The organism is Candidatus Arsenophonus nilaparvatae (genome assembly GCF_045346035.1).
GTDB lineage: Bacteria > Pseudomonadota > Gammaproteobacteria > Enterobacterales > Enterobacteriaceae > Arsenophonus > Arsenophonus nilaparvatae.
This window is the reverse complement of the sequence record NZ_CP158507.1, coordinates 2,823,562-2,847,253: the sequence shown is the minus strand read 5'-3', so window position 1 is coordinate 2,847,253 and position 23,692 is coordinate 2,823,562. Positions and strand designations below refer to the sequence as shown.

Genomic DNA, 23,692 nt, shown 5'->3' with positions numbered 1-23,692 from the left:
ATGGCATTATTAAAGATAAAAAATCTTTCTGTTCATTTTGGTGATCAAACAGCCCCTTTTCGTGCGGTTGATCAGATTAGTTATCAGGTAAAAGCTGGTGAAGTGGTTGGTATCGTCGGTGAATCAGGTTCAGGTAAGTCAGTCAGTTCATTGGCGATTATGGGGCTGGTTGATAAGCCAGGTCATGTGATCGCCGATAGATTAATTTTCAATGGACGCGATCTATTAAAAATGCCAGCAAAAGAGCGCTGTCAGTTAATTGGAGCTGAAGTAGCAATGATTTTCCAGGATCCGATGACCAGCCTTAACCCTTGCTTTACTGTTGGTTATCAAATTATGGAAACGTTAAAAATTCACCATGGCGGTAATCGTCGTAGTCGTTATCAACGCGCTATCGATTTGTTAACAATGGTCGGCATTCCTGAACCAAAATCACGCTTTGGTATCTACCCGCATCAGTTATCAGGAGGTATGAGCCAGCGTGTTATGATCGCGATGGCACTGGCTTGCCGCCCTAAATTATTGATTGCTGATGAGCCAACGACAGCACTCGACGTTACTATTCAGGCACAAATCATGGAGCTGCTCTTAAGCTTGCAGCAACAAGAAAATATGGCTTTAGTATTGATCAGCCATGATTTAGCGTTAGTAGCTGAAGCTGCTGATCATATTATTGTCATGTATGCCGGGCAGGTGGTGGAATCAGGTAAAGCCAATGATATTTTTAGTGCGCCACGTCACCCCTACACACAATCACTATTGAAGGCATTGCCCGAATTTGCGCTCAATAAACAGCGCTTAGCTTCGTTACCAGGTGTTGTTCCGGGAAAATATGATCGTCCAGTTGGTTGTTTACTTAATCCACGTTGCCCTTATGTCGGTGACAAATGCCGAACTGAGGAGCCGCGATTGCAGGTTATCGCTGATAGGCAAGTAAAATGTCATATTCCACTGGATGATAACGGGAGGCCAACAATATGAATAACCTCAACCAATTGGTAACACCCTTACTAAAGGTAGCGGAACTGAAAAAATATTATCCAGTAAAAGGTGGCTTGTTTTCAGCGGATAGAACAGTAAAAGCCTTGGATGGCGTTTCATTTGAGCTGCAAAAAGGTAAGACATTGGCGATAGTCGGCGAATCAGGTTGCGGAAAATCGACATTAGGGCGGCTATTAACCATGATTGAAACGCCGACTACTGGTGAGCTTTACTATCAAGGGCAGGATCTATTAGTTAAAGATAAAATGGCGCACAAATTGCGGCGGCAAAAGATCCAAATGGTATTTCAAAATCCTTATGCATCGCTGAATCCACGTAAAAAAATCGCTCAAATCCTCGAAGAGCCTTTATTAATTAATACCCCATTTTCTGCTATCGAGCGTAGAGAAAAGGTCTTGCATATGATGGCCAAAGTGGGGTTGAAGGCAGAACATTTACACCGTTATCCCCATATGTTTTCTGGCGGACAAAGGCAACGTATTGCTATTGCCCGTGGCTTAATGCTTGAACCGGATATTGTGATTGCCGATGAACCCGTATCGGCACTGGATGTCTCTGTTCGGGCACAGGTATTAAATTTAATGATGGATCTACAGCAGGATTTTGGTTTGTCGTATGTTTTTATTTCTCATGATCTATCGGTGGTTGAGCATATTGCTGATGAGGTGATGGTGATGTATTTAGGCCGGTGTGTTGAAAAAGGCACGAAAAAACAAATTTTTGGCTATCCACGCCATCCTTATACTCAAGCATTATTATCTGCTATACCTCGGCTCAATGCTGATTTACGTCGTGAACGGATCAAATTAACCGGTGAATTGCCAAGCCCAATCGATCCACCACCAGGTTGTGCTTTTACTGCCAGGTGCCAACATGCTTTTGCCCAATGTCGCCACTCACGACCAGAGTTAACTAGTTATCATGACCACCAGGTTGCTTGTTTTGCCACCGATTTAACGAATATTTAGTGATCACTCGTAACTAATCAATCTCTTTGTTAATTGAAGTGATAATAATATTTATTAGTATTATTATCACTTTTTTATTATTTAGCTGTTAGCTTGTATATCAATATCATCAGATCACAGGCAATATATAGCTTAAAATTAATTAAATAGACTGCTAAATATCTACAGTAAAAAATAAATAAGGAATATATTATTTTATAATGCCAGTTTAATAATAATATTTAATAAATATTTATTATGATAACTATCTTAATGATTATATGTGTGTTTTTTATTTTATTTGACAAATTACATAATATTTTTTTAAGCTGAAAAAGCTTTAGTTTAAGCGTTAATTTATTAATTACAGGGAACTATTTTATGACAAAAAATAAACTGAGCTTTATTGCTTTAAGTGTTACCAGCATCCTTTTTTCTTTTCATATTAATGCCAGTGAAAATATTATTGTTGATAGTAATAAGAGTAAAGATCTTACTATTAAAATTAAAGATGGAATTGAACATATTAATATTACAAAGACTAATAACCAAGGTATTTCACATAATTATTATCAAAAGTTTAATGTTAGTGAAAAAGGAGCTGTTCTTGATAATACCGCTGTAGCAGCAAATATAATTATTAATGAAGTGACTTCGGCGGAAAAAAGTTTTCTCAAAGGCAATTTAAGGATTAATGGTCAGGAAGCAAATGTGATGGTTATTAATCCATATGGTATTGAGTGTGATGGTTGTTCAACTTCTGGTGTATCAGAATTCACTCTGCGATCAAGAACTTTATCGGATAACTTAATGGATGTACAGGGGTATGGAGCAGCAAATGGTAATACTTTTATGATGAACGAATTACCTTCTTCTGCTAATCAGATTGTCTTTAAAAATATTTCTCAACCAATTAATGCTAATGGTTCACTAATGGTTGATGCCGATAGAGTAGCTATAATCGATGGTGATTTGCAACATGACCAACACTATAAATTGATTATGAATCATAATGAAGCGATTATAGCTAATAAGGTGACTATAAAGAGTAACGATTTATTTATTGATCACAGAGTCGCAATGAATTTTGATCAATTAAAGATGAATATTGCTGGTAAAGTTAATAACTACGGAGAATTAATTGCCAATAATGTGGATATAGAAGTGCAAGGAGATTTTATCAATCACCGAGACGCTGAACTGAATATTGGTGGCAATAATAATGATAAGTTAAACAATTCGAATTTCAAGGCAGCAAAATTAAAAGTTGATCACGCATATTTTGATATAGTTAACACTAAGATCAAATTTGACATTGATGAATTTAATAGCCTTAATGGTCAGCTAGGTTTGATAAATTCGATTGTTACTATCAATAGTAACAAGTTTTTCAATGAAAACGACTATAAGAAAAATGATCAACATCATATTGAAGAAAATCTTTCAGATGGTGCTATATTACTTGATAATACTAAGTTCATTATAAATAGTAAGGAGATTATCAATAAAGCTGTTATTAGAGGTAATGGTAGTTTGGAAATTAAAGCTAATTCTTTTATTGGTAGAAATAATATTAAAATAATGGGTAAAAAAACAACTAAAATAGGTCAATTTACTATTAATAAAAATGGAGAAGTAAAAATTACTGTTAATGGATTACTTGATACATATGGAAGTAAAATAGCGGCTAGTAATAGTTTGATAATTAATACACAGAAACTAAAAGCTAAAAAAGGTGATATTAAAATTATTAATAGAAATAAAAACATTAAACCTATTGTTCGTATAGCTGATTAATTAATATTAATCTTGATTAAAATTGAAAATTTTCTAATAGTAATAAAATTAAATTTAACAAAGCCAATAGAAAAATAAATTAGTTGTTTATCAATAGATAATTTATCAACTATAGCACCTATTAGAAAGCAGGTGCTATATTTATACAGCAATCAGCGAGAAGAATGATAAATTTCATTATTAAGCTAATTGAAATTTTGCTCAAAGTTTAAAGTAAACACATGCAGGAATTTTTATTGTTAAAATTTATATTTATAATAATATAATTAAAAATATTATTATAATAAATAATTATATTTTTTTATTTTATTTTATTTTATTTTATTTGACACATTACCTAATGTTTATTTAAGATGACAACGCTTTAGTTTAAGCATTAATTTATTAATTACAGGGAATTTATTTTATGACAAAACACAGACTGAGTTTTATCGCCTTGAGTATTGCTGGCATACTTTCATCTTTTCATATTAATGCCAGTGAAAATATTATTATTGATAATAATAAGAAAAAAGATATTACTCTAGAAATTAAAAATGGCATTGAACATATTAATATTGAAAAAGCGAATGAGAATGGTATTTCCCATAATTATTATCAAAAGTTTAATGTTAGTGAAAAAGGGGCTATTATTAATAACCCAACTTATCTAGCGAACTCAGCTGCAAAATTTATTATCAATGAAGTCACATCTAATGAAAAGAGTTCACTTAAAGGTGAATTGCGGGTTAAAGGCGATAATGCATATTTGATGATTGCCAATCCAAATGGTATTGAGTGTAATGGTTGTTCATTTTCCGGTACTAAGCAACAGTTATTAGTAACAGGTAAAGTTAAATTAATCAATAACGAGGAATCATCAACCTTCTCACAAGGCGGTAAGATCCACTATAAAGATGGCGATTTGAAAATTAATGTCTCAGCTGAAGGAAAGATTATATTTAAAAATAATATTAAGTCAGTTCATGATGAAGGGTTATTAACACTTATTTCTAATGAAATAGCGATGTCTGATGGTAATCTAAATGGTAAGTTTCTTAAAACCATTATTGGTAATAATGAAATTAAATTTTCCCGTAAGCATAAAGCCCCTGGTTTATCTTATGTAAGATATAATTTTCCTACTAATCAACAGCTTCCAGCCAATTATTCACTTATCCGTAAAGGAAAAGACGGTAAAGCGGATATATATCGAGTAGCCAATTATTCTGATTATTATCACTCGGCGACGGGCTACTTTGGCAAGCAGGAAAATAGTCCCGATGCAGGTTTGTTGATTAATCAACATGCAACTGTGAAATTTAGTGGTTTAAGCATTACACAAACGGGAGATAGTCGCGTTATTAATGAAGGGCAGTTGAGTGCTAAAAAGTTTTATGCAGATGTGGAAAACCAATTCATTAATAGGAAAGGCGCTGTATTGGATGTTGGTGATCAACAATATAATAAATCTGTAAATAAATCGCTTATTAAAGCAAAAATATTAAAATTTGATCATGCAACTTTTAAAATGAATAACACTAATACAAATATTAATGTTGATTCGTTTGAAGGTATGAATAGTTATATAAAAAGTGAAAATGCCATTGTTTATGTAAAAAGTAACCAATTTGATAATAAACAGGACTCTTATCAATATCGTCATTTTGATGGTAATAAACCATCAGATTCAAATTATGGCCAATTTTCACTCAACAATTCCAAGTTAGTATTCGATAGTAAAGAGATTACCAATAATGCTGACTGGATAGGGGATGGTCGCTTAGAAATTAACACTGATTCTTTAAAAAACCGTGGCACTATTAAGGTAGAGGGTACAAGAACAACCAACATAGGCCAACATACTATTAATAAAAATGGGGCAGTAAAGATAAAAGTTAATGGAATACTTGATACATATGGAAGTAACATCGTTGCCAGCAATGGTTTAATAATTGATGCTCAGCAACTAAAAGCTAAAGATGGCAATATTAAAATTATTAATAAAAATAAAAACATTAAGCCTGTTATTAGTACAGCAGAGTTAATTGATATTACTCCTGATGAGCAGTTGAAATTTGTTAATAGTAATAAAGTCGACTTTAATTGGAAGATGTAAGTAAAAAAATAAATTAGTTGTTTACCAATAAATGATTTATTATTAATAGCGCCGACTAAAGATAGGCGCTATTTTTTTATTCAGCAATTAACGGGATGAATAATAAACTTAACTGTTAAGTTAATTGAACTTTTCTTAATATCCAAAGTGAAAGTTTGATGGACAGCCTTTATTGTTAGAATTTATTTTTATAATATAATAAAATAATTAAAAACTTTATTATTATAAATAATTATGTTTTATTTTTTTTATTTAACTTGACGCATAATATAATTTTTATTTAAGATAAAAACGCTTTAATCAAAGCATTAATTTATAATTTATTAATTACATGGAGGTGCTTTATGAGAAAAAATAAATTGAGTTTTATCGCTTTAAGTATTGCTAGTATGTTTTACTCTTTCCATGTTACTGCCAATGAAAATATAATTGTTGATGATAAGCTAAAAACCGATTTAATGGTTGAAATGAAAGATGGTGTTGAACATATTCATATTGAGAAAGCAAATGAAAATGGTATTTCTCATAATTATTATCAAAAATTTAATGTCAGTAAAAAAGGTGCTGTTCTTGAAAATACAAACGATTTAGCGGCAAAAATTATTGTTAATGAAGTGACTTCGACAGAAAAAAGTTTACTCAGAGGCAAGTTAACCGTTAATGGTAAAGCAGCCGAGCTAATTATTGCTAATCCTAATGGTATTAAATGTAATGGTTGTTGGTTTGCTGGTTCACCAACCCAACGGTTAGTAATAGGAAAAGTTTTTTATATTGAAGAAAATTCTCTAACCGGCTTTCGAAATCGGGGTTTTAATGATGTACAGTTAGGAGAAATACTTTTAGCGATTGAAAATGGTGATATTGTATTTAAAGGTAATAGTCGTGTTCATCGTAGCGGAGAAGGTCGCTTAGATCTTATCTCGCGTAATGTTAAAATTTTGGATAATAGTTCTCTGTCTGCAAGCACAATTTATGGCACGATTGGTGATAATATTTTAAGAGTTTCTCATGATAATCAATTATCCATTATTGGAAAAAGTATGCCATCAACCGAGACTCCTGCTACCGGTTTATCTATTGGAGCAGATGCACGAATTCAAGCTAAATATATAAATATTAAGTTAACTAATGATAGTTCAATGAATAATAGATAATAAGTTGGGACGAATAATCTTGATGTGGATATAAAAAGTAATTTATTAAAGAAAAAATGTGCAATTAGCTATTGGTGATAATGGTAACGATAAACCAGAAGAATTATTGTATTTTGCAATAAAAGCTAAAAGTCTTAGGTTTGACAGCACATATTTTAATATTAATAAAGTAGATGTAATTTTGTTTTTGAGTCATTATTGGTTAATTATGATAATATTACAAATATTAGCGATTATATTATTAACTTTGATAATTAATATAGATTATACAACAGGTAATAATAAAATTAATGATAGTAAATTATATTTTACCTAAAAAATAATAAACATAGGAAATGAAGTTCTCGTTTTTGATAGAAGCTTAATTCTAGGTAATGGGCATCTGAAATTAAAATCATTTGGTAATGTAGAAAATAGTGGAACTATAGAAATTATTGATACCAGTCTAGTATCGACATTAGTTGAAGATACAATAAATATAGATGCTATTAGTGTTAATAATGATAACGGTAAGATAATTTCAGTAAGAGATTTAACGGTTGATATAGTTGTTTTTCTGCTAAAGATGAAGTTATTTCAACGACATATTGGCAGAATAAATCGCTAATATGATACCGTTTACCATTTGATGAAATGACATTTGCTAAAATAGCAATACTGAATTTGGTCAAAGTGATAGATTATCAGAGGATATATTTAAATAGTTAACCTCTCCAAGTCATAGCGGCTACGGCAAAGTAGGCGCTATTGTTTTTTCTGATCGACAAACAAATCATTTCTATGAGAATAATATTCCATAAAATTATTTGAATGAAAATTTTATCATAAAAATAGATAACAAAATTGTATTAATACATTGATTTAAATAGATCATCTGTGATGTATGTTGTTATTCGTTATATTTGAATAATTTTATTTATGAATTAACAACTTTATTGATTGTAATCGTAGTTAATTATTAATGTGTTTTATATTATTTAAAGTGATAATATCAGTAACCTGTATTAAACAACTGTTTTTGACCATAATGTAGTTAATAAAATCCGATAGATATCAAATAATCTGTCAAAAAACGTAGTGGTGAACTTTAAGCTTAACATGGTAATCTTAGAGATCTAAAAACATCCCAAATATTATGAGATTTAACCAGAGATCGGCTGTCTAAGCCCTGAGGTGGTACTTTCCGTTAAAAATAAATGTGGCATTTGACGGTTAAATCCAACAATTAACAACAAGAGGTTTGCATGCAGGGCATAAAAATTCGGTATTTTATTGGTGGCGCACTAATGGCTTTGTCCAGCCAACTGCCGGCAGAAACTTTGCAACCTGATCCTGCCTGGCAGCAGGGTAAATTAGATAATGGTTTTTCCTGGCAACTATTGCAAACTCCACAGCGGCCGAATGATAGGATCCAATTGCGGTTAGTTGTCAAAACGGGTTCAATGGTAGAAACAGCAAGTCAGAGAGGTTTTACCTATTTGATCCCCAAAATGGCACTGTTTCACAGCAAAACTTTAAGCAGTTCGCAATTACAACAGTTATGGCACAATGCGATTGATCCAGCAGCACCGATCCCTCCGGCGATTGTCTCTTATGACGTAACTCTTTATAACCTAAGCTTACCTAACAATCGACCTGAGTTACTGAAAGAGGCACTGCAATGGTTGGCAGGCTCGGCAGCGGGTAGCCAATTTGATAAAAAATCATTAATGATGGTAACGTCGTTACCAAAGCGTATGGTAGTAACACATCCAGCTAATGTAAAAGATCCTTTATGGCGAGCGAGAATAAAAGGATCAACCTTAATTGGTCATGAACCGGGAGTGATGCCAGTTACACCGGTTAAGTTAGAAGAAATTAACAAATTTGTTCAACAATGGTATACACCTGACATAATGACGCTTTATGTCGCTGGCCATGTTGATAACCGTTCATTGACCGAAAATATTAATCAGATTTTTTCAGCACTTAGTGGAAAACGTTCTATGCCGGTTACTGTGGCGGCGCTACCCGTTCTTCCACCACAAATAATTAATTTAACCAGCTCGGATCCAGCAAAAGATTCTTTATCGTTGACTTGGGATTTTGGTTGGCGAACGATTAACGATTCTGAAATGTTAAAGCGTTATTGGCTTGATGATTTAGCCAGAGAGGCTATTTTTCGTTCAATTAAACAATCTTTTGACAAAAAATATGGCAAACTTGTTGGATTGAATATGGATTGCCGTATTCAATATCAGCGAGCGAGCTGTGCATTATTAGTATCGGCTGCGCCTGAAAAAATGAAGAGTGTATCCGAAAGCTTGTTAGCAGAGTTATCTGCTATTAACAATAAAGGTATTTCTCAGGCCATATTTGAGCAAATAGTACAAGAAAAACAGCAGCAATTAGATCAGCTCTTTGCGGCTTATGCCAGAGTAAGTACTGACATATTAATTAATCAGCGGCTGATTTCACAACAAAATGGTGTCATAGATATTGCCCCGGAACAGTTTCAACGTTTAAGGCAAGCTTTCTTGGCAGAATTAACATTAGCTGTAATGACTGAAGATGCTAAACGGTTGGTTGCGCAAGAGCCTACCTTTATTTTATCTCAACCAGTGGATACAAGGCGATTAGATATTGAACAGCTTAGAAATAAGTTTAAACGGGCTCTTTGGCCGGCAGTGGCTGCATCCGCAACGGAACAGGAAGTAAATGACAGCTCACCTGTTACCAGCTTTAATTAATCATGATAAAAAAGCATAACTCAATGGTAATAAAGATATTTGGATATCATGAACAGGTAGCTATCATCTTAAATAAATAGGGTTATGCAGCAAATAGTTACTGATGATTATTTTTTTCAGCAATATTTATATAGCAGAATTGTTGGATTTCATTGCTAACTTTTTATTACTAATAAGTTAACAAGTAATCGTTTTATTATTACTCTGGTTTATCTGTGGCTATCCAGGCAGCACAGAAAAGTGTCAAACGGGCAAAAAAGTAGAAAAAAGCCATAAGACCAATAACTGAACCAAATGCTGCACCCGATGGTGAGCTCGCTAGGTTAGGCAATACCCAAGTCATAATAGATTTGAGTATTTCAAAGCCAATAGCGGCAATTAATGTTCCTTTCAGTAACGAAATACGGCGAAATTGTTGATGAGGTAAGATCCAAAAAATCCATAGGAACAATAGATAATTTGCCATAATTGAGATGGTTAAGCCGACTATTGTCCAAATTGGACGTAACCATTCAATAGCATCAAGATGCAATAGACTAACCAGTGTTGCTTGTGCCGAGCCGGCAATAGAAGTTAATGTAATGGTGATAACTAAGGCAATTAATAAGCCGATAAGAAAAAGAAAATCACGAAAATAGCGAAAAAAAATGGATTCTTTCTCATCTTCGTTTCTTTCCCAAATATCGCGAAATTGCGCCAAAATAGCTTGACGAAGGTTATTAACCCAATTAACACCAGAATAAAGTGCAATCGCTAAACCGGTCAAACCGACGGCTGTACGTTGGCGAATAGCAGTATCGATACTTCTTTCCAGCGTTTGGGCTAATGTTGGATCACTAATACTTTTTGATATACCACGGATCAATTTTTCCAGCAAATCGGGATTGGAGGCTAATATAAAGCCAGTTGCAGCAAAGGAAAACATAAGGACAGGGATCAAAGAGAGAAAAGAAAAATAGGTAATAGCGGCACCAAATTGGTTGCCCATACGGTCATTAAAACGTTCTGCCGCGCGGATTAAATGGGCAATAAATGGAATATTACAGATAACATCAACCCACTTCTTTGAATAGGTTAATGCTTTTTTACCACTAACAACACTTTTGCTCAATGTGTTTTTCACCTTTTTGCTCTCCTTAGGCTGCATGGCTATCATTTGCTCAAAATTATTTTTAAGCATGACCTATTTTTATTTAAATCCGTTTAATTTGCTGATGATTTATTTACTTGCTTTTAATATTTCCTCTGCTTTATGCAGTTCAATTTTGGCTTGTTGCAGTTTTTGTTGCTGCTTACTAATTTTATTCTTATCTCCTTTTGCTTGTGCCTCTTTCAAGTCAACTTCACGTTCTCTAACTTTTAAGCGTTTTTTCTCAACTTCATTTTTATTTTTTTGATATATAAACTCAGAGCTACAATTATTCTCTAAATTTTTTAAAGCCGTTTTTAACCCATCAATTTTATCTTGATTATTATCTTTTTTAGCATATTCGATTTGGGTCTGTATTGTTTGTTTTTTTATTTCACACAACTTTATTTGTTGGTTAGCAAATACCAGGTTACTACCAAGCATAAATGCAATACAATATATGGATAATGATATTTTTCTCATCGTCTATTCACCTTTTATTGTTAATAGTCTATTTAGCATAATGCTATAAATATGTTATGTCATTATCAGAGTTTAATATTACTGTGATAAAATGTGCGGTAATATAAGTATAATAGTGGTTATATTTAGCCCCCGCAAAAACAGTTTTTTACATTAAATGGTAATAAATTTATGTTAAGTTATCGTCACAGTTTCCATGCTGGTAATCACGCAGATGTATTAAAGCATATTGTACAAAGTTTGATTATTGAGTCTCTCAAGGAAAAAGAAACGCCTTTTCTGTATCTTGATACTCATGCTGGAGCTGGTCGCTATCAACTAACAGGTAGGCATGCTGGTAAGACGGAAGAATATCTTGAGGGAATTGCGCGTTTATGGCAACGAGATGATTTGCCGACAGAGTTAGCTGCTTACCTAACAGTAATGACTAAACTGAATGCCAAAGGTGATCTTCACTATTATCCAGGATCGCCATTATTGGCTAAGTTTTTATTACGCGAGCAGGATAAACTGCTATTGACGGAATTACACCCTAGTGATTATCCCATACTAAGATCAGAATTTGCCAAAGATAAACGAGCACAAGTTTTACGGCAAGATGGTTTTCAACAGTTAAAATCTAAGCTCCCGCCATCAAGCCGTCGAGGCATTATTTTGATTGATCCACCATACGAATTAAAATCAGATTATCAATCAGTGGTTAACGCTGTTTTAGAAGGTTATAAGCGGTTTGCTACTGGAATTTATGCTATTTGGTATCCAGTAGTTTTACGACAGCAAGTTAAGCGAATGATGCACGGACTGCAAAATAGTGGGATTCGTAAAATACTAAAGATTGAATTAGCAGTACGTCCAGATAGCGATCAGCGAGGAATGACGGCGTCGGGCATGATAATCATTAATCCGCCATGGAAATTGGAACAACAGATGCGTACGTTGTTACCATGGTTACATAAGGTTTTAGTGCCCGAAGGAATAGGTCATACCTGCGTAGAGTGGATTGTGCCGGAATAGATTTTTTATTCCTCATTGTAGTTTGGTGGTTTTTAACGGGTTATTAATAAATAGCCCTATAAGAATGTTAGTTAAACTGTAATTTAATTAATAAAATGGAATAAATTAACGATGAATGAGCATTATAATTATATTGCTATTGGTGGTGGTAGCGGTGGAATTGCTTCAATAAATCGTGCTGCTATTTATGGTCAGAAATGTGCGCTTATTGAAGCAAAAGCATTAGGTGGAACTTGTGTTAATGTTGGTTGTGTACCCAAAAAGATCATGTGGTATGCCGCACAAATTGCAGAAGCGATAAAAGCTTATGGGCCTGATTATGGTTTTAGTACGAGTATTAATCAATTTGATTGGCAGAAATTGATCACTAACCGACAAAGCTATATTAATCGTATCCATCAGTCTTATGAACTTGGTTTGAGCACTAACAAAGTTAAGGTAATTAATGGTGTTGCGCGTTTTATTGATGCTCATACCATTGAGGTTAATGGTAGCAGGCTAACCGCAGATCATATTCTAATTGCCACCGGTGGCAGACCTGCTTGGCCTAATATTCCCGGCGCGGAATATGGGATAGATTCAGATGGTTTTTTTCAATTAACATCTTTACCTAAACGAGTCGCAGTTGTTGGTGCTGGTTACATCGCTGTTGAATTGGCTGGCGTATTGAATGCTTTGGGTAGTGAGACCCATTTGTTTGTTCGCCAACATGCTCCTTTGCGTCATTTTGATCCTATGGTGGTTAAATCATTGCTAGTGATCATGGAAAATGAAGGTATAACATTGCATACTGAATCTATTCCTAAAGCTGTGATTAAAAACTCTGATGGTAGTTTAACTTTACAGTTAGAAAATGGCCAAGCTCAAACTGTTGATACATTAATATGGGCAATTGGTCGTGAGCCCATGACAGACAATTTAGGTCTTGATCTGGCTGGTATAGAACGGGATAGCAAAGGTTATATTAAAGTTGATAAATTCCAAAACACTAATATAGAAAGAGTGTATGCAGTCGGTGATAACACCGGAGCGGTCGAATTGACCCCAGTTGCTGTAGCGGCTGGCCGTCGATTATCAGAACGTCTGTTTAATAATAAACCTGATGAGCATCTGGATTACAGCAATATACCTACAGTAGTATTTAGTCATCCGCCAATAGGCACTGTTGGTTTGACTGAACCACAAGCAAAAGAAAAATTTGGTAGCGATAAGATTAAAGTATATCAATCGTCTTTTGTTTCAATGTACACAGCGGTAACCGCTCATCGTCAACCCTGCCGTATGAAGTTGGTTTGTGTTGGTGAAGAAGAGAAAATTGTCGGTATTCACGGTATCGGTTTTGGTATGGATGAAATCTTGCAAGGTTTTGCGGTTGCATTAAAAATGGGAGCTACTAAACAAGATTTTGATAATACCGTGGCTATTCATCCAACGGCGGCAGAAGAATTTGTTACTATGAAATAATCACCATCTTGTCAGTGGTTATTTTTATTGATGGATTTTAGCCGGCGAGTTAGATTATTGGTTAAGGATTATCGGCACAAAGCTGATGCTATTCGATGGTTGAGAAACTAGGAGAATATAGCTTAATTTATTAATGAAACTGTTACCTATTATATAATGTTGATTCTCGAAGATGGTAACCATTATTTGAATACCTGCGTGCTCGATGTTATTAAAGTTGGGAATTTTCCCAACTTCTGAAGGTTAATCATTAGCTCTTTATAAAGGCAAGTAAGTCAGCATTGATAGTATCTGCATTTGTAGTAGGCATTCCGTGTGGAAGCCCATTATAGGTTTTCAATGTGCCGTTTGGTAATAATTTTGCCGCCAATGGGCCTGAGGATTCATAAGGAACAATTTGGTCATCAACACTGTGCTATTACTAAAACAGGGATTGTGACACCTTTCAGATCTTCAGTGAAGTCTGTTTGTGAGAGGGCTACAATACAATCATATTGTGCTTTGGCACTACCCATCATACCCTGACGCCACCAATTGCGAATAATGCCCTCCGAAGGTTTTGCATTCGGTCGGTTATAACCATAAAATGGCCCTGCCGGAACGTCATAATAGAATTGTGCACGGTTGGCAGCTAACTTAGCCTGCATGTCATCAAAAACTGACTGAGGTAATCCTTTAGGATTATTTTCGCTCTTCACCATAATGGGTGTAACAGCGCTGATAAGCGCCGCTTTAGAAACACGATCTTTACCATGACGAGCTATGTAGTGGATGACTTCACCACCACCAGTAGAATGGCCTACATGGATGGCTTTCTGTATACCAAGATGATTAACCACAGCGGCGACATCATCAACGTAGTGATCCATATCATGGCCATCCCAGACTTGGCTAGAACGTCCGTGACCGCGACGATCATGTGCTACCACACGAAAACCCTTGGTTAAGAAAAATAACATTTGATTATCCCAATCATCAGAACTTAATGGCCAGCCATGATGGAAGAAGATCACTGGAGCATTTTGAGGTCCCCAGTCTTTATAGAAAATTTCAACTTCATCCTTCGTTGTTACGTATCCCATGCTTACTCCTTATAATCGTTTATGGTTTTAGTCTGGAATATCTTGATTATTTAGCTAACTTCATGTAATTCAAAGACTATTTAACTTAGTCACATTATGAAATTTAAAGCTTTAGAGAATATTAGTTAAGTATGTAATATTGGATTTCAGGGTAATTTAATCACGTTCTTATTTTGCTTAAACACTAATCAAGTAATTTTAATAATAGCTTACTAAGGTCAAGATCCTAGTAGGGAAATAGGCTTATTTTAGAGAGCAATTAATTATTATGTTGATTTGTCTTTTATTGAGGTTTGTACAGTTTTTATTAAAATAATATTGATATATAAGGATTATTAGATGTTGTGGTGAATATTGGTGGTTCAACTTGTGCCATTTTTCAATATATTCGCAATGTATTAAAATCATATCTAATTATTTTATAATTATCTTAATTGTTTATATATTAACGAATATATTATTAATTTTTTATAATTTGTTTGTTAACCAATTAGCGATATAATCGGCTATCTGTTCAGGAGAGTTAATATCCAATTGCAGAAGTTGGGTAGCTTGTTTATCATCACTTGCGACTGCTATAACGTGTTGATCCATGATATCCAAGAAAGGGCGATTGGAAGTCGCTCGATACAGCGCAATTTTAGGGATACTTTCTTCTTTAAATCCTTCAACTAAAATTAAATCGGTCTGTTGGGGATCAAATTGATTGGCTAAATAAGCTAAATCAAGAGCGGTATTATTTGATGTCTCTGTCATTAACGCCCAACGTTGTTGACAGGCAATTAATGTTTGCTTAGCGCCTGCTTGGCGTAATTGATAGCTATCTTTATTAGGCTTATCAATGTCCATGTCATGATGGGTATGTTTGATAATCCCGACTTGAATATTCTTTTTAGCTAGCAAAGGAATAACTTTCTTTAATAGCGTTGTCTTTCCCGTACCACTATAAGCTGTTATTCCAAGTAGTGGAATTACATTTTTATTTGTCATTTATTTGCTGTTGCTCCCATTGATAGCAATCTGCCAACGTATTCAGATTAACAAAATTTTTGTCATAACTGGCAAAATTTACTGCTGAAGCGTTAATTTTTTCCATAAAAGACATTACCTTGTGCTGATGCTTAATTAAATTTTCTTCTAGTGTTGGGATAACAGAACGATGAAGTAATGCAAAAGTTGGATGGTTAAAGCCAGCGCTCGCGACATAACTGCCGACATTTTCTTTGCGACCTTGCCAAAGTTTCATCACTAGGTCATCGGGAAAATCTGGCACATCACAAGGTACAAAGACAACCCAAGATGTTTGAGCGGCATAAAGACCTGCTAACATGCCGGCTAGGGGACCAGCAAAATCGACTATGGTATCAACAATAACAGGATATCCCGCTTGTTGATATTTTGTGATATTTCGATTGGCATTAATGAATAGATAATCAACTTGTGGCAACAGTTTTGCAATTGCATATTGGTAAAGTGATTTGCCTGCAATCTGGATCAGCCCTTTATCGCCCCCATTCATTCGACGAGCTTGCCCACCTGCTAATATTATGCCAGTGACTACAATTTTGGCCATACTCAATTTACCTATTATGTTGGAGCCTTTAATTATTTATTTAATCTTGTTATAAACAACATTTTATATTATGAGAGTAAAGAATTAAATATTCTAATATGTTAATCTATTTTTAGTGAAAAAATTGTGATTAATTAACAATATTTATAAGATTTGTTATCTAAATAGATTATATAGTGGCTGGCCATTGAAAAATTAGCGGTAAAATAAATGAGTGCTATTTTGGACGACAGAATTTTTTCGATTAGAATACTACTCATGGCAGTTTGATTGTTTTTGATAAGCGGTATCGATATATTAACAATTACGCTGAACGTAATAAAATTAAAAGGAAAGCTAACTAGATTGAGTTTTATATCTAATCCGATTATTCTTTAATGATACTTATTTTTGTACCACTTTCACCCATTAATACTCCATTACTGTCATCTACATCAAATTGGTAAATTAATCCCTTTTCTGTTAGTTTTATGTTGCGTAACTTTATTATTTTGAACACTTTTTCATTGTGAAATACAGCCATACCAGGCTTTAATCTTTGAAAAGTTGTTTTACGTTTTTGTTGTACATTAAACATAGTAACTTTCCTAAAATATTTTGTTAGAATATTAAATAAGCATTAAACCGATTAAGATTAATCATGCTATTAATTACCTACAATAATAGTAAAAATATCTTTATATTAATATATTTAAAAAATTCATCCTAAAAATATACTTTATAAACAAATTTATATAATATAGAATGAATTAACATAAATTTATCCCTTAATTATTTTAATGATAGACATTTAAATAAATTTCCCAAGTGTTGGCAAAAGCTTTTAACTAAATTTATAATATTTATGAAGCAACTATTTTAATATTTATTTTCAGATATTTTGTAATTATAAAACAGTGTATTATATTGGTAAATACCTAGGTTTTAGGTATTGCTGCAGATTAATATTATTAATATACTTAACGATTTAATTATTTTATGGAAATAAATTTTGCTACAGATTGCGCTTGCTCAGATTGATACAATTTTGGGCGATAAGAAAAGTAATTTATTAAAAATAGAAAAATTATGTAAAAAAGCGGCATCGAATAATACGGATATTATCTGTTTCCCTGAATTAGCAACAACTGGTTATTCGCCAGAATTATTACGTACTGAACTATGGTCGCTGAGTGAATCGAATGGAGGCGAAACTGACCAATTATTAAGTAAACTCTCAACACAACTAAATCTAACCATTGTATGTGGATTTATTGAACGTGGAGAGATTTTAGGTGAAATTTTTAATTCGGCAGCTGTTTGGACGCCAAATAATGAAAGTTGGATTGGAACATTTCAAAAAATTCATTTGGTTAACCATGAAAGAACTTGGTTTACTGCTGGGAAGAATATACCTATATTTGATACGCCAAAGTGCCGTATTGGTGTAATGATTTGTCACGATGCCGGTTTCCCTGAACTTGCTAGAATTTTAACCTTGAAAGGAGCAGATATGCTGTTTCTTCCCGCGGCCTGGCATAAAGAAAGTAAAGATATCTGGTCGATAAATTGTGCCAGTCGAGCGTTGGAAAATGGCATTCATTTAGCAGCTGTCAATCGGTGGGGTAAAGAACAAGATCTAAATTTCTTTGGTGGCAGTCAATTAATAGGAGCACGTGGGCAGTTGTTAAAAGTAGCATCTTATAATGATGAAGATCTTGCTTTTTGCGAGGTTGACTTTAACTTACAAGCAAAAAGCAGATTAGAGATACCTTATTTGCGGGATAGACGGACAGATATTTATTCTATTGAATATTTATCTGAAAAATAGCTACTTAGTCTTTTTGCTGAAAAAAAGTGCACAGTATCCAATATGCGATACTGGCGCTTAATAAAGAATTCAATGATGGTATGCCAAAGTCGATTGTAGCACCAACAAAGCTGCCTAATAAACAGGATATAATGGCATTCCATCCGATTAAAGGTATTGATGTTAAGCTTGGTAATTCGCCCGTTTGTCTAGAAGCATCGAGTAATTTACGATTAGTCTGAATGATATAATAATCAATCAACATTACGCCAATAATAGGAGGGAAAAGGATACCAAGGAAAGTGAGGAAATCGACAAATTTTTCTAGTATACCTAAAACAGATAAAATCGTTCCTATACATCCTAAAGTAATTGTTAGCCAAACGTAAGATAATTTTTTGCCAGTTAGTCCTTCAACCGCACTAGCAACACCTAACGATGAAGAATACAGGTTTAAGTCATTAATTTTTATAGCTGATAAAATAACCGTAAGAAGACCGATCCAGCCGGCTGTTTGTCCCATAATTGTCACTACGTCATGGGTGTCCAGTGCATGGGCAATTAATATTGCAATACCATTAACAATAAATTCACCAATAATAATTGATGTTAATGTCATCCAAAAGACATGCCTACTACTTTGACAATAACGGCTAATATCTGGTGTAGTGAAGGCGCCGGTCATACATCCACCAACAACTGCTGTAATCGCAGCGCTTAGAGTCATTGCGATACCGGTAGGTGTAGTCGTGATTAGATTGATAATATTATGATCTTTTACTAATAAAAAGAAAATCCAGCCTACTACCAGAGTAAAAAGTGGCACAGAAATTTTTGCTGTCCAATTTAACGCCTTAACACCAAAAGCAACTAATGTTGTTAGTGTTAAGCCTGAGATGATGGCCGCCCAACTAAAACCGAACCAATTATTAGTAGAATAATTTAGGCTGTTAGCTAAAATTGAATTTTGTATACCAAACCAACCTAGCAAACTAACAGCGATAATGATTCCGACCAACGCTGAACCTATACGTCCAAATCCGCACCAACGAGAAAGTAAACTAATTGATAATCCCTCTCTTGCACCGGCAATCCCCAAACCCAAACTTAATAATTCCAGTATTAAGGTACCGCATAATGTTGCTATCATTGCTTGCTCAAATGTCATGGCATGACCTAACATGGCGCCGAGCATAAATTGTGAAAGTGAGGTCATTTGTCCTATTCTGATTAATGTTACATTTAATAAACTCAATCTGGCACTAAGAGGCACCCTATAAAGTGAATATGAAGCATGATCAGACATATATTAATTCTCCTGTTGTTTTACTGTTTGATTTATTTAACAAATTTTATTTCATTTTTTAGAAATTTTTGTGGAACATATCTATCAAATCCCGTTGATTTACAGTATTCAATCAGCTGTCTTAAACAATGTACGTCCACTTTTTTATAAATATTCTTCAGATGGACTTCTACTGTTTGGATGGCAATATTTAAAAATTTCGCTATTTCTTTACTACTAAGTTTTTGATGAGCAAGAAAAACGATATCAAGTTCTCTATTGGAAAAAAGATTATTTGGAGGAGTGAATAAATATACTGAAGGATGGGATATGTTTATGCATAAGTTGGCTAATTCGCGTCCGTGATAAATTGTTCCTATAATTTCGCCAGATTCGCTATAGAACGGTCGTTTTTCAAAAAAGTAGGGTTTTAATTTTTTTTCTTTAAAATTAAATGAGGTCTGAATTACAGCCTCTTTTTTGTCATTAAAAATTACATTGTTATCATGTATTATCAAATCTGAGGATAATTCTGCAACAGGATGAGGTAATTCGCTATCAAGTATACCTTCTATGTTAAAATCGAGCTTTATCCCTAGATGACTAAAGTTATTAGCATAAACATATCTCGAGTTTAAATCTTTAATTCCCCAGGGATCTTTCTCATGTTTTAAAAATGAGTGCAAGCTACCTAACTCTTTGCTTGATATAGTTTTTCCCATTGAAGTAACCTTTTTATTTTTAAATGGCTAAACCTTTTTTATGAAAAAATGATATCTTTTGCTTTGATTTTTAAGTTTTTATTAAATTTAATGGCGCAGCGTTAATTTTTTTTACAATAAGATTACGGCAGGACATATTTAAATAGTAATTTGTCCACATTTCAAACGGATGAATGCTAAATTGTTCAGTAATAATTTGTTTATTTTTTGAATATGATTGAATAGAGGTATTTGCTAATGTTTGTGAATTTATTTTAAATTTTGAGGAAATATCTGATGGGCTCGCACTGTTCTTTTGTAACTTATTACTAACGTTGATAAAACACAAAATATGCATAAAACTAACAAACATTTTTGATCCCTCATTTTAAAGTGACAATTATCAGTTGGGTATAGATTTGCAGGAGGTAAAACCTCGTTTGTTAGAATTTCCTGACGTAAATATTACTTGAACCGAACCCAATTGTCTTACACGAAACAACAGTTAATTAAAGAATTTATATTTAATTCTCGTATGTAATATCGTTAATGATAGATTTATCATATTTGTTGCACTAAAGAAAAACGCTGATAATTATTATTAGCGTTTTTTGGTAACAAAAGGTTTATTTTCTCAAAATAGGTTATTTTTAACACAGTAGATAGTTAATGCGTTCTCATCAGTATATTGTGCTAAAAATTTAGTGATATTTATTTAATTTAAAGATTTTTTAAGCCATGACAAATAATTGTTATCGCCATCAGTTACTGTTATTGCTAATAACTCCGGAACTTGATAAGGATGATGGGTTTTAATGTGTGAAAAAACTTTTTCTTGTAAAGTGACATGTGTTTTGATGAGCATTTGTATTTCAGTTTGTTGTTCTAGCTCATCTTGCCAGTAATAAAACGAGATAGCTTTTGGTAATAGCGTAATGCAAGCAGCGAGTTTTTTAGCAAGTAATTGTTTAGTAATGTTTTTTGCGGTTTCTTCATCGGGCGCTGTACAGAGAATAATGCGAATACCTTCATTATTGAGATGTGAAGTTGCTTCATTTAAATGCTGTTGCATCATCAGTAACCACCTTTATAAAAATGTGATGAAAGGAATTAAAAACGGCTTCTTGAGCAAGTGTTAATTAGTAGAACAAATATGTGAATTTAAAAATTAGTTATATCTAAATTGTGTAGAAAACACATTACAATGTGTTAATTATTTTATATATAGATAATATATGTTAAAACCGTGATTTTTATTCATTATTGCTAATGCGATATGATCAAAATTAAATTTGTTAAGTTGATTTATTATAAATATGTTTATCTATTAGATAGTTGATATTTTAACTCAATACATAATAGTAACTAATAAAAAAATAATTTTTATGTTAACTGGCAAAGTAACGCTTTCTCTAGCAGATAATCCTTGGTAATTTGTATAAATAATTTGTTAGTAAGGTATTGAAAAATGAAATATCATCGGTTAAACGAAGTTATTGAACTGCTGCAACCCTTATGGCAGGAATATCCAGAATTAAATTTGGCGCAATTATTGCGAAAATTAGCTGATGAAGCTGGTTTTAAAGGGGATTTATGCGATTTGACTGACGATACTTTGATCTATCATTTAAAAATGCGTAACTCTCCAACGGAAGCCGCGATACCTGGTTTGCAAAAAGATCACGAAGACGATTTCAAAACAGCGCTTTTACGCGCTCGTGGCATCATTAAAGATTAACCTGATAGAGATAATCAAAGTGACACAGCAAAGTGCTTTTCATTTCAAAACGATTACCCCCGATTTAATTCATGATGCGTTAATAGAAGTTGGATTATACCCTGATTCAGGGATAATCGAGTTGAATAGTTATGAAAATCGAGTTTACCAGTTTCTAGATGAACAGCATAAACGTTACGTTGTGAAATTTTATCGACCAACGCGTTGGAATCGGACTCAGATCCAAGAAGAACACGATTTTATGTTGTCTTTGTATGAAGCTGGTTTATCGGTTATTGCTCCTCTATTTTTCGCCGGGCAAACTGTATTGGAGTATCGAGGTTTTTTATACGCAGTTTTTCCGAGTGTTGGGGGACAGCAATATGAGACTGATAACTTGTTACAGTTAGAAGAGGTAGGTCGATTAATTGGGCGCATTCATCAAATAGGATATCAGCACCATTTTTCTACCAGGCCAACTATTGGAATTGATGAATATTTAATTACTCCTCGTAACATTCTAGCGAATACTCCTTTACTACCCGGTAAATTAAAACAAAATTTTCTATTTGTCCTTGATGAGCTTATTGTTGAAGTAAAAAAGCGTTGGTCGCAATCGCATAGTTATCTTCGCTTACAGGGTGATTGTCATCCTGGTAATATTTTGTGGCGAGATGGCCCTTTTATTGTCGACTTTGATGATGCTCGTAATGGCCCAGCAGTACAAGATTTATGGATGCTTTTAAACGGCGAACGTCGGGAACAAAGAATTCAACTTGAAATATTATTAGAAGCTTATACTGAGTATACGAATTTTGATAATGAACAATTGGCACTGATTGAGCCTTTACGAGCAATGCGAATGATTCATTATTTATCATGGATTGTTCGGCGTTGGGAAGATCCGGCTTTTCCGCGAGCTTTTCCTTGGATGATTGAGTATGATTTTTGGCGTAAACAGCAGTTACTTTTTTCTGAACAGATCAATGCGCTAAATGAGCAGCCTTTGCAACCCGGTTTAATATATTAATAAATGGAAAATATTTTTGGAGAATGAGTAATATGAATAAATTTTGGTTAGCTTTAATAGGGTTAGTACTGTCTTATGGTGTTTCTGCCGCAAATTACGCGGAGGGTACTGAATTTATCAAAATAGAAAAAGCGGTACAAAATGCACCTCGCGTCGTAGAGTTTTTTTCTTTTTACTGTCCACACTGTTATCAATTTGAATCCATCTATCATGTATCCCAAACCGTAGCAAAAAATTTACCTAAAGACATTAAGATGGAACGCTACCATGTTGATTTTTTGGGGCCATTAGGCGCTGAATTAACAAAAGCTTGGACGGTAGCAATGGTGTTGAAGGTTGAAGATAAAGTGTCACCATTGTTGTTTGAAGGGATCCAAAAGACAGAATCGATAAATACCCCTGCTGATATTAAAGCCGTGTTCATTAAAGCTGGCGTCAAAAGTGAAGAATATGATGCAGCGCTAAATAGTTTTGTCGTTAAATCGTTGGTTGTAAAACAACAGCAAGCAGTGGAAGAGTTTCAATTACGTGGTGTGCCGGCTATTTTTGTTAATGGTAAATATATGATACGTAACAATGGCATCACGATTGAAGATGTCAATAATTATGCTAAAGCTTATTCTGATGTTGTTAACTTTTTAATTAGTAAATAAGTAAGCCTTTTTTCCACCTTTTTTAATAGCGCCATGTTGTACCAA

21 protein-coding genes and 1 pseudogene are annotated in these 23,692 nt (G+C 33.8%); 13 read left to right on the top strand and 9 right to left on the bottom strand.

Annotation, left to right across the window (positions count from 1 at the left end; translation table 11 throughout):
- The 7 genes from dppD to WH390_RS13300 all read left to right on the top strand — a co-directional run bounded on the left by dppD (position 1) and on the right by WH390_RS13300 (position 9,727).
- A complete protein-coding gene (gene dppD / locus WH390_RS13330; protein ID WP_406850600.1) occupies positions 1 to 981 on the top strand; it encodes a dipeptide ABC transporter ATP-binding protein in 981 nt (326 codons plus the stop codon).
- Positions 978 to 1,970 carry a peptide ABC transporter ATP-binding protein gene (locus WH390_RS13325; RefSeq protein ID WP_032116067.1) on the top strand — a complete coding sequence of 331 codons (993 nt, stop codon included), beginning with the start codon at positions 978 to 980 and terminating at the stop codon, positions 1,968 to 1,970. Before dppD ends, WH390_RS13325 begins: the two co-directional genes overlap by 4 nt.
- Positions 1,971 to 2,330: 360 nt before the next feature.
- On the top strand, positions 2,331 to 3,746 hold the full coding sequence (locus WH390_RS13320; RefSeq protein WP_052044928.1) for a filamentous hemagglutinin N-terminal domain-containing protein: 1,416 nt from the start codon (positions 2,331 to 2,333) through the stop codon (positions 3,744 to 3,746).
- 436 nt (positions 3,747 to 4,182) lie between these two features.
- Positions 4,183 to 5,844, top strand: a complete 1,662-nt coding sequence (locus WH390_RS13315; RefSeq protein ID WP_406850599.1) for a filamentous hemagglutinin N-terminal domain-containing protein — start codon at positions 4,183 to 4,185, stop codon at positions 5,842 to 5,844.
- A 344-nt stretch (positions 5,845 to 6,188) separates the two neighbouring features.
- Complete coding sequence (locus WH390_RS13310; protein WP_032116069.1) at positions 6,189 to 6,998, top strand: filamentous hemagglutinin N-terminal domain-containing protein; 810 nt, start codon at positions 6,189 to 6,191, stop codon at positions 6,996 to 6,998.
- Positions 6,999 to 7,056: 58 nt separating this feature from the next.
- Positions 7,057 to 7,314, top strand: a complete 258-nt coding sequence (locus WH390_RS13305) for a hypothetical protein (RefSeq protein WP_032116070.1) — start codon at positions 7,057 to 7,059, stop codon at positions 7,312 to 7,314.
- A gap of 928 nt (positions 7,315 to 8,242) precedes the next feature.
- Positions 8,243 to 9,727: an insulinase family protein gene (locus WH390_RS13300; RefSeq protein ID WP_032116071.1), complete on the top strand. Its 1,485-nt coding sequence runs from the start codon at positions 8,243 to 8,245 to the stop codon at positions 9,725 to 9,727.
- A 199-nt stretch (positions 9,728 to 9,926) separates the two neighbouring features.
- On the opposite strand, the gene yhjD is transcribed toward WH390_RS13300, so the two are convergent.
- The gene (gene yhjD, locus WH390_RS13295) at positions 9,927 to 10,874 is read right to left on the bottom strand and encodes an inner membrane protein YhjD (protein ID WP_238565701.1); all 948 of its coding nucleotides are present in this window, start codon (positions 10,872 to 10,874) and stop codon (positions 9,927 to 9,929) included.
- A 72-nt stretch (positions 10,875 to 10,946) separates the two neighbouring features.
- Positions 10,947 to 11,339: a DUF1090 domain-containing protein gene (locus WH390_RS13290; RefSeq protein WP_032116072.1), complete on the bottom strand. Its 393-nt coding sequence runs from the start codon at positions 11,337 to 11,339 to the stop codon at positions 10,947 to 10,949.
- Between the two features lie 171 nt (positions 11,340 to 11,510).
- On the opposite strand from WH390_RS13290, the gene WH390_RS13285 reads away from it, so the two are divergent.
- Both WH390_RS13285 and gorA read left to right on the top strand, forming a co-directional pair.
- Positions 11,511 to 12,353 carry a 23S rRNA (adenine(2030)-N(6))-methyltransferase RlmJ gene (locus tag WH390_RS13285; RefSeq protein ID WP_032116073.1) on the top strand — a complete coding sequence of 281 codons (843 nt, stop codon included), beginning with the start codon at positions 11,511 to 11,513 and terminating at the stop codon, positions 12,351 to 12,353.
- 111 nt (positions 12,354 to 12,464) lie between these two features.
- The gene (gorA, locus tag WH390_RS13280) at positions 12,465 to 13,817 is read left to right on the top strand and encodes a glutathione-disulfide reductase (RefSeq protein WP_032116074.1); all 1,353 of its coding nucleotides are present in this window, start codon (positions 12,465 to 12,467) and stop codon (positions 13,815 to 13,817) included.
- Between the two features lie 250 nt (positions 13,818 to 14,067).
- Here the strand turns inward: gorA and WH390_RS13275 are convergent.
- The 4 genes and pseudogenes from WH390_RS13275 to WH390_RS13260 form a co-directional block, all read right to left on the bottom strand.
- Positions 14,068 to 14,899 (bottom strand): annotated as a pseudogene (locus WH390_RS13275) (alpha/beta fold hydrolase).
- Positions 14,900 to 15,367: 468 nt separating this feature from the next.
- Positions 15,368 to 15,889, bottom strand: coding sequence for a molybdopterin-guanine dinucleotide biosynthesis protein MobB (gene mobB / locus WH390_RS13270; protein WP_032116075.1), 522 nt, complete (start codon positions 15,887 to 15,889; stop codon positions 15,368 to 15,370).
- The gene (mobA, locus tag WH390_RS13265; protein ID WP_032116076.1) at positions 15,879 to 16,472 is read right to left on the bottom strand and encodes a molybdenum cofactor guanylyltransferase MobA; all 594 of its coding nucleotides are present in this window, start codon (positions 16,470 to 16,472) and stop codon (positions 15,879 to 15,881) included. Before mobA ends, mobB begins: the two co-directional genes overlap by 11 nt.
- 367 nt (positions 16,473 to 16,839) lie before the next feature.
- The gene (locus WH390_RS13260; RefSeq protein ID WP_032116077.1) at positions 16,840 to 17,049 is read right to left on the bottom strand and encodes a hypothetical protein; all 210 of its coding nucleotides are present in this window, start codon (positions 17,047 to 17,049) and stop codon (positions 16,840 to 16,842) included.
- Positions 17,050 to 17,463: 414 nt separating this feature from the next.
- Here WH390_RS13260 and WH390_RS13255 point away from each other — a divergent pair, with 414 nt between their 5' ends.
- Positions 17,464 to 18,282: a nitrilase-related carbon-nitrogen hydrolase gene (locus WH390_RS13255; protein ID WP_032116078.1), complete on the top strand. Its 819-nt coding sequence runs from the start codon at positions 17,464 to 17,466 to the stop codon at positions 18,280 to 18,282.
- A 4-nt stretch (positions 18,283 to 18,286) separates the two neighbouring features.
- On the opposite strand, the gene WH390_RS13250 is transcribed toward WH390_RS13255, so the two are convergent.
- From WH390_RS13250 to cutA, 3 genes are all read right to left on the bottom strand, one after another.
- Entirely contained in the window at positions 18,287 to 19,567 is a 1,281-nt protein-coding gene (locus WH390_RS13250; protein WP_032116079.1) for a cytosine permease, read from the bottom strand.
- Between the two features lie 32 nt (positions 19,568 to 19,599).
- Positions 19,600 to 20,268, bottom strand: coding sequence for a PAS and helix-turn-helix domain-containing protein (locus WH390_RS13245; protein WP_032116080.1), 669 nt, complete (start codon positions 20,266 to 20,268; stop codon positions 19,600 to 19,602).
- A gap of 694 nt (positions 20,269 to 20,962) precedes the next feature.
- On the bottom strand, positions 20,963 to 21,319 hold the full coding sequence (gene cutA, locus WH390_RS13240; protein ID WP_052044930.1) for a divalent cation tolerance protein CutA: 357 nt from the start codon (positions 21,317 to 21,319) through the stop codon (positions 20,963 to 20,965).
- 396 nt (positions 21,320 to 21,715) lie between these two features.
- On the opposite strand from cutA, the gene WH390_RS13235 reads away from it, so the two are divergent.
- Genes WH390_RS13235 through dsbA form a run of 3 tightly spaced genes read left to right on the top strand, consistent with a single transcriptional unit; the run spans position 21,716 to position 23,647 of the window.
- Positions 21,716 to 21,985 carry a DUF1040 family protein gene (locus WH390_RS13235; protein ID WP_032116082.1) on the top strand — a complete coding sequence of 90 codons (270 nt, stop codon included), beginning with the start codon at positions 21,716 to 21,718 and terminating at the stop codon, positions 21,983 to 21,985.
- A gap of 13 nt (positions 21,986 to 21,998) precedes the next feature.
- Positions 21,999 to 22,994 carry a serine/threonine protein kinase gene (locus WH390_RS13230; protein ID WP_032116101.1) on the top strand — a complete coding sequence of 332 codons (996 nt, stop codon included), beginning with the start codon at positions 21,999 to 22,001 and terminating at the stop codon, positions 22,992 to 22,994.
- Positions 22,995 to 23,026: 32 nt separating this feature from the next.
- Positions 23,027 to 23,647 (top strand): thiol:disulfide interchange protein DsbA, encoded by a 621-nt coding sequence (gene dsbA / locus WH390_RS13225; RefSeq protein WP_032116083.1) that lies wholly within the window; start codon positions 23,027 to 23,029, stop codon positions 23,645 to 23,647.
- The last annotated feature ends 45 nt before the right edge of the window (positions 23,648 to 23,692 follow it).

What these genes read in the sequence shown, in the direction of transcription:
- dppD (WP_406850600.1), top strand. Translation starts at nt 1, where the DNA reads ATGGCATTATTAAAGATAAAAAATCTTTCTGTTCATTTTGGTGATCAA.
- WH390_RS13325 (WP_032116067.1), top strand. Translation starts at nt 978, where the DNA reads ATGAATAACCTCAACCAATTGGTAACACCCTTACTAAAGGTAGCGGAA.
- WH390_RS13320 (WP_052044928.1), top strand. Translation starts at nt 2,331, where the DNA reads ATGACAAAAAATAAACTGAGCTTTATTGCTTTAAGTGTTACCAGCATC.
- WH390_RS13310 (WP_032116069.1), top strand. Translation starts at nt 6,189, where the DNA reads ATGAGAAAAAATAAATTGAGTTTTATCGCTTTAAGTATTGCTAGTATG.
- WH390_RS13300 (WP_032116071.1), top strand. Translation starts at nt 8,243, where the DNA reads ATGCAGGGCATAAAAATTCGGTATTTTATTGGTGGCGCACTAATGGCT.
- yhjD (WP_238565701.1), bottom strand. Translation starts at nt 10,874, where the DNA reads ATGCAGCCTAAGGAGAGCAAAAAGGTGAAAAACACATTGAGCAAAAGT.
- WH390_RS13290 (WP_032116072.1), bottom strand. Translation starts at nt 11,339, where the DNA reads ATGAGAAAAATATCATTATCCATATATTGTATTGCATTTATGCTTGGT.
- WH390_RS13285 (WP_032116073.1), top strand. Translation starts at nt 11,511, where the DNA reads ATGTTAAGTTATCGTCACAGTTTCCATGCTGGTAATCACGCAGATGTA.
- gorA (WP_032116074.1), top strand. Translation starts at nt 12,465, where the DNA reads ATGAATGAGCATTATAATTATATTGCTATTGGTGGTGGTAGCGGTGGA.
- mobB (WP_032116075.1), bottom strand. Translation starts at nt 15,889, where the DNA reads ATGACAAATAAAAATGTAATTCCACTACTTGGAATAACAGCTTATAGT.
- mobA (WP_032116076.1), bottom strand. Translation starts at nt 16,472, where the DNA reads ATGGCCAAAATTGTAGTCACTGGCATAATATTAGCAGGTGGGCAAGCT.
- WH390_RS13260 (WP_032116077.1), bottom strand. Translation starts at nt 17,049, where the DNA reads ATGTTTAATGTACAACAAAAACGTAAAACAACTTTTCAAAGATTAAAG.
- WH390_RS13250 (WP_032116079.1), bottom strand. Translation starts at nt 19,567, where the DNA reads ATGTCTGATCATGCTTCATATTCACTTTATAGGGTGCCTCTTAGTGCC.
- WH390_RS13245 (WP_032116080.1), bottom strand. Translation starts at nt 20,268, where the DNA reads ATGGGAAAAACTATATCAAGCAAAGAGTTAGGTAGCTTGCACTCATTT.
- cutA (WP_052044930.1), bottom strand. Translation starts at nt 21,319, where the DNA reads ATGCAACAGCATTTAAATGAAGCAACTTCACATCTCAATAATGAAGGT.
- WH390_RS13235 (WP_032116082.1), top strand. Translation starts at nt 21,716, where the DNA reads ATGAAATATCATCGGTTAAACGAAGTTATTGAACTGCTGCAACCCTTA.
- dsbA (WP_032116083.1), top strand. Translation starts at nt 23,027, where the DNA reads ATGAATAAATTTTGGTTAGCTTTAATAGGGTTAGTACTGTCTTATGGT.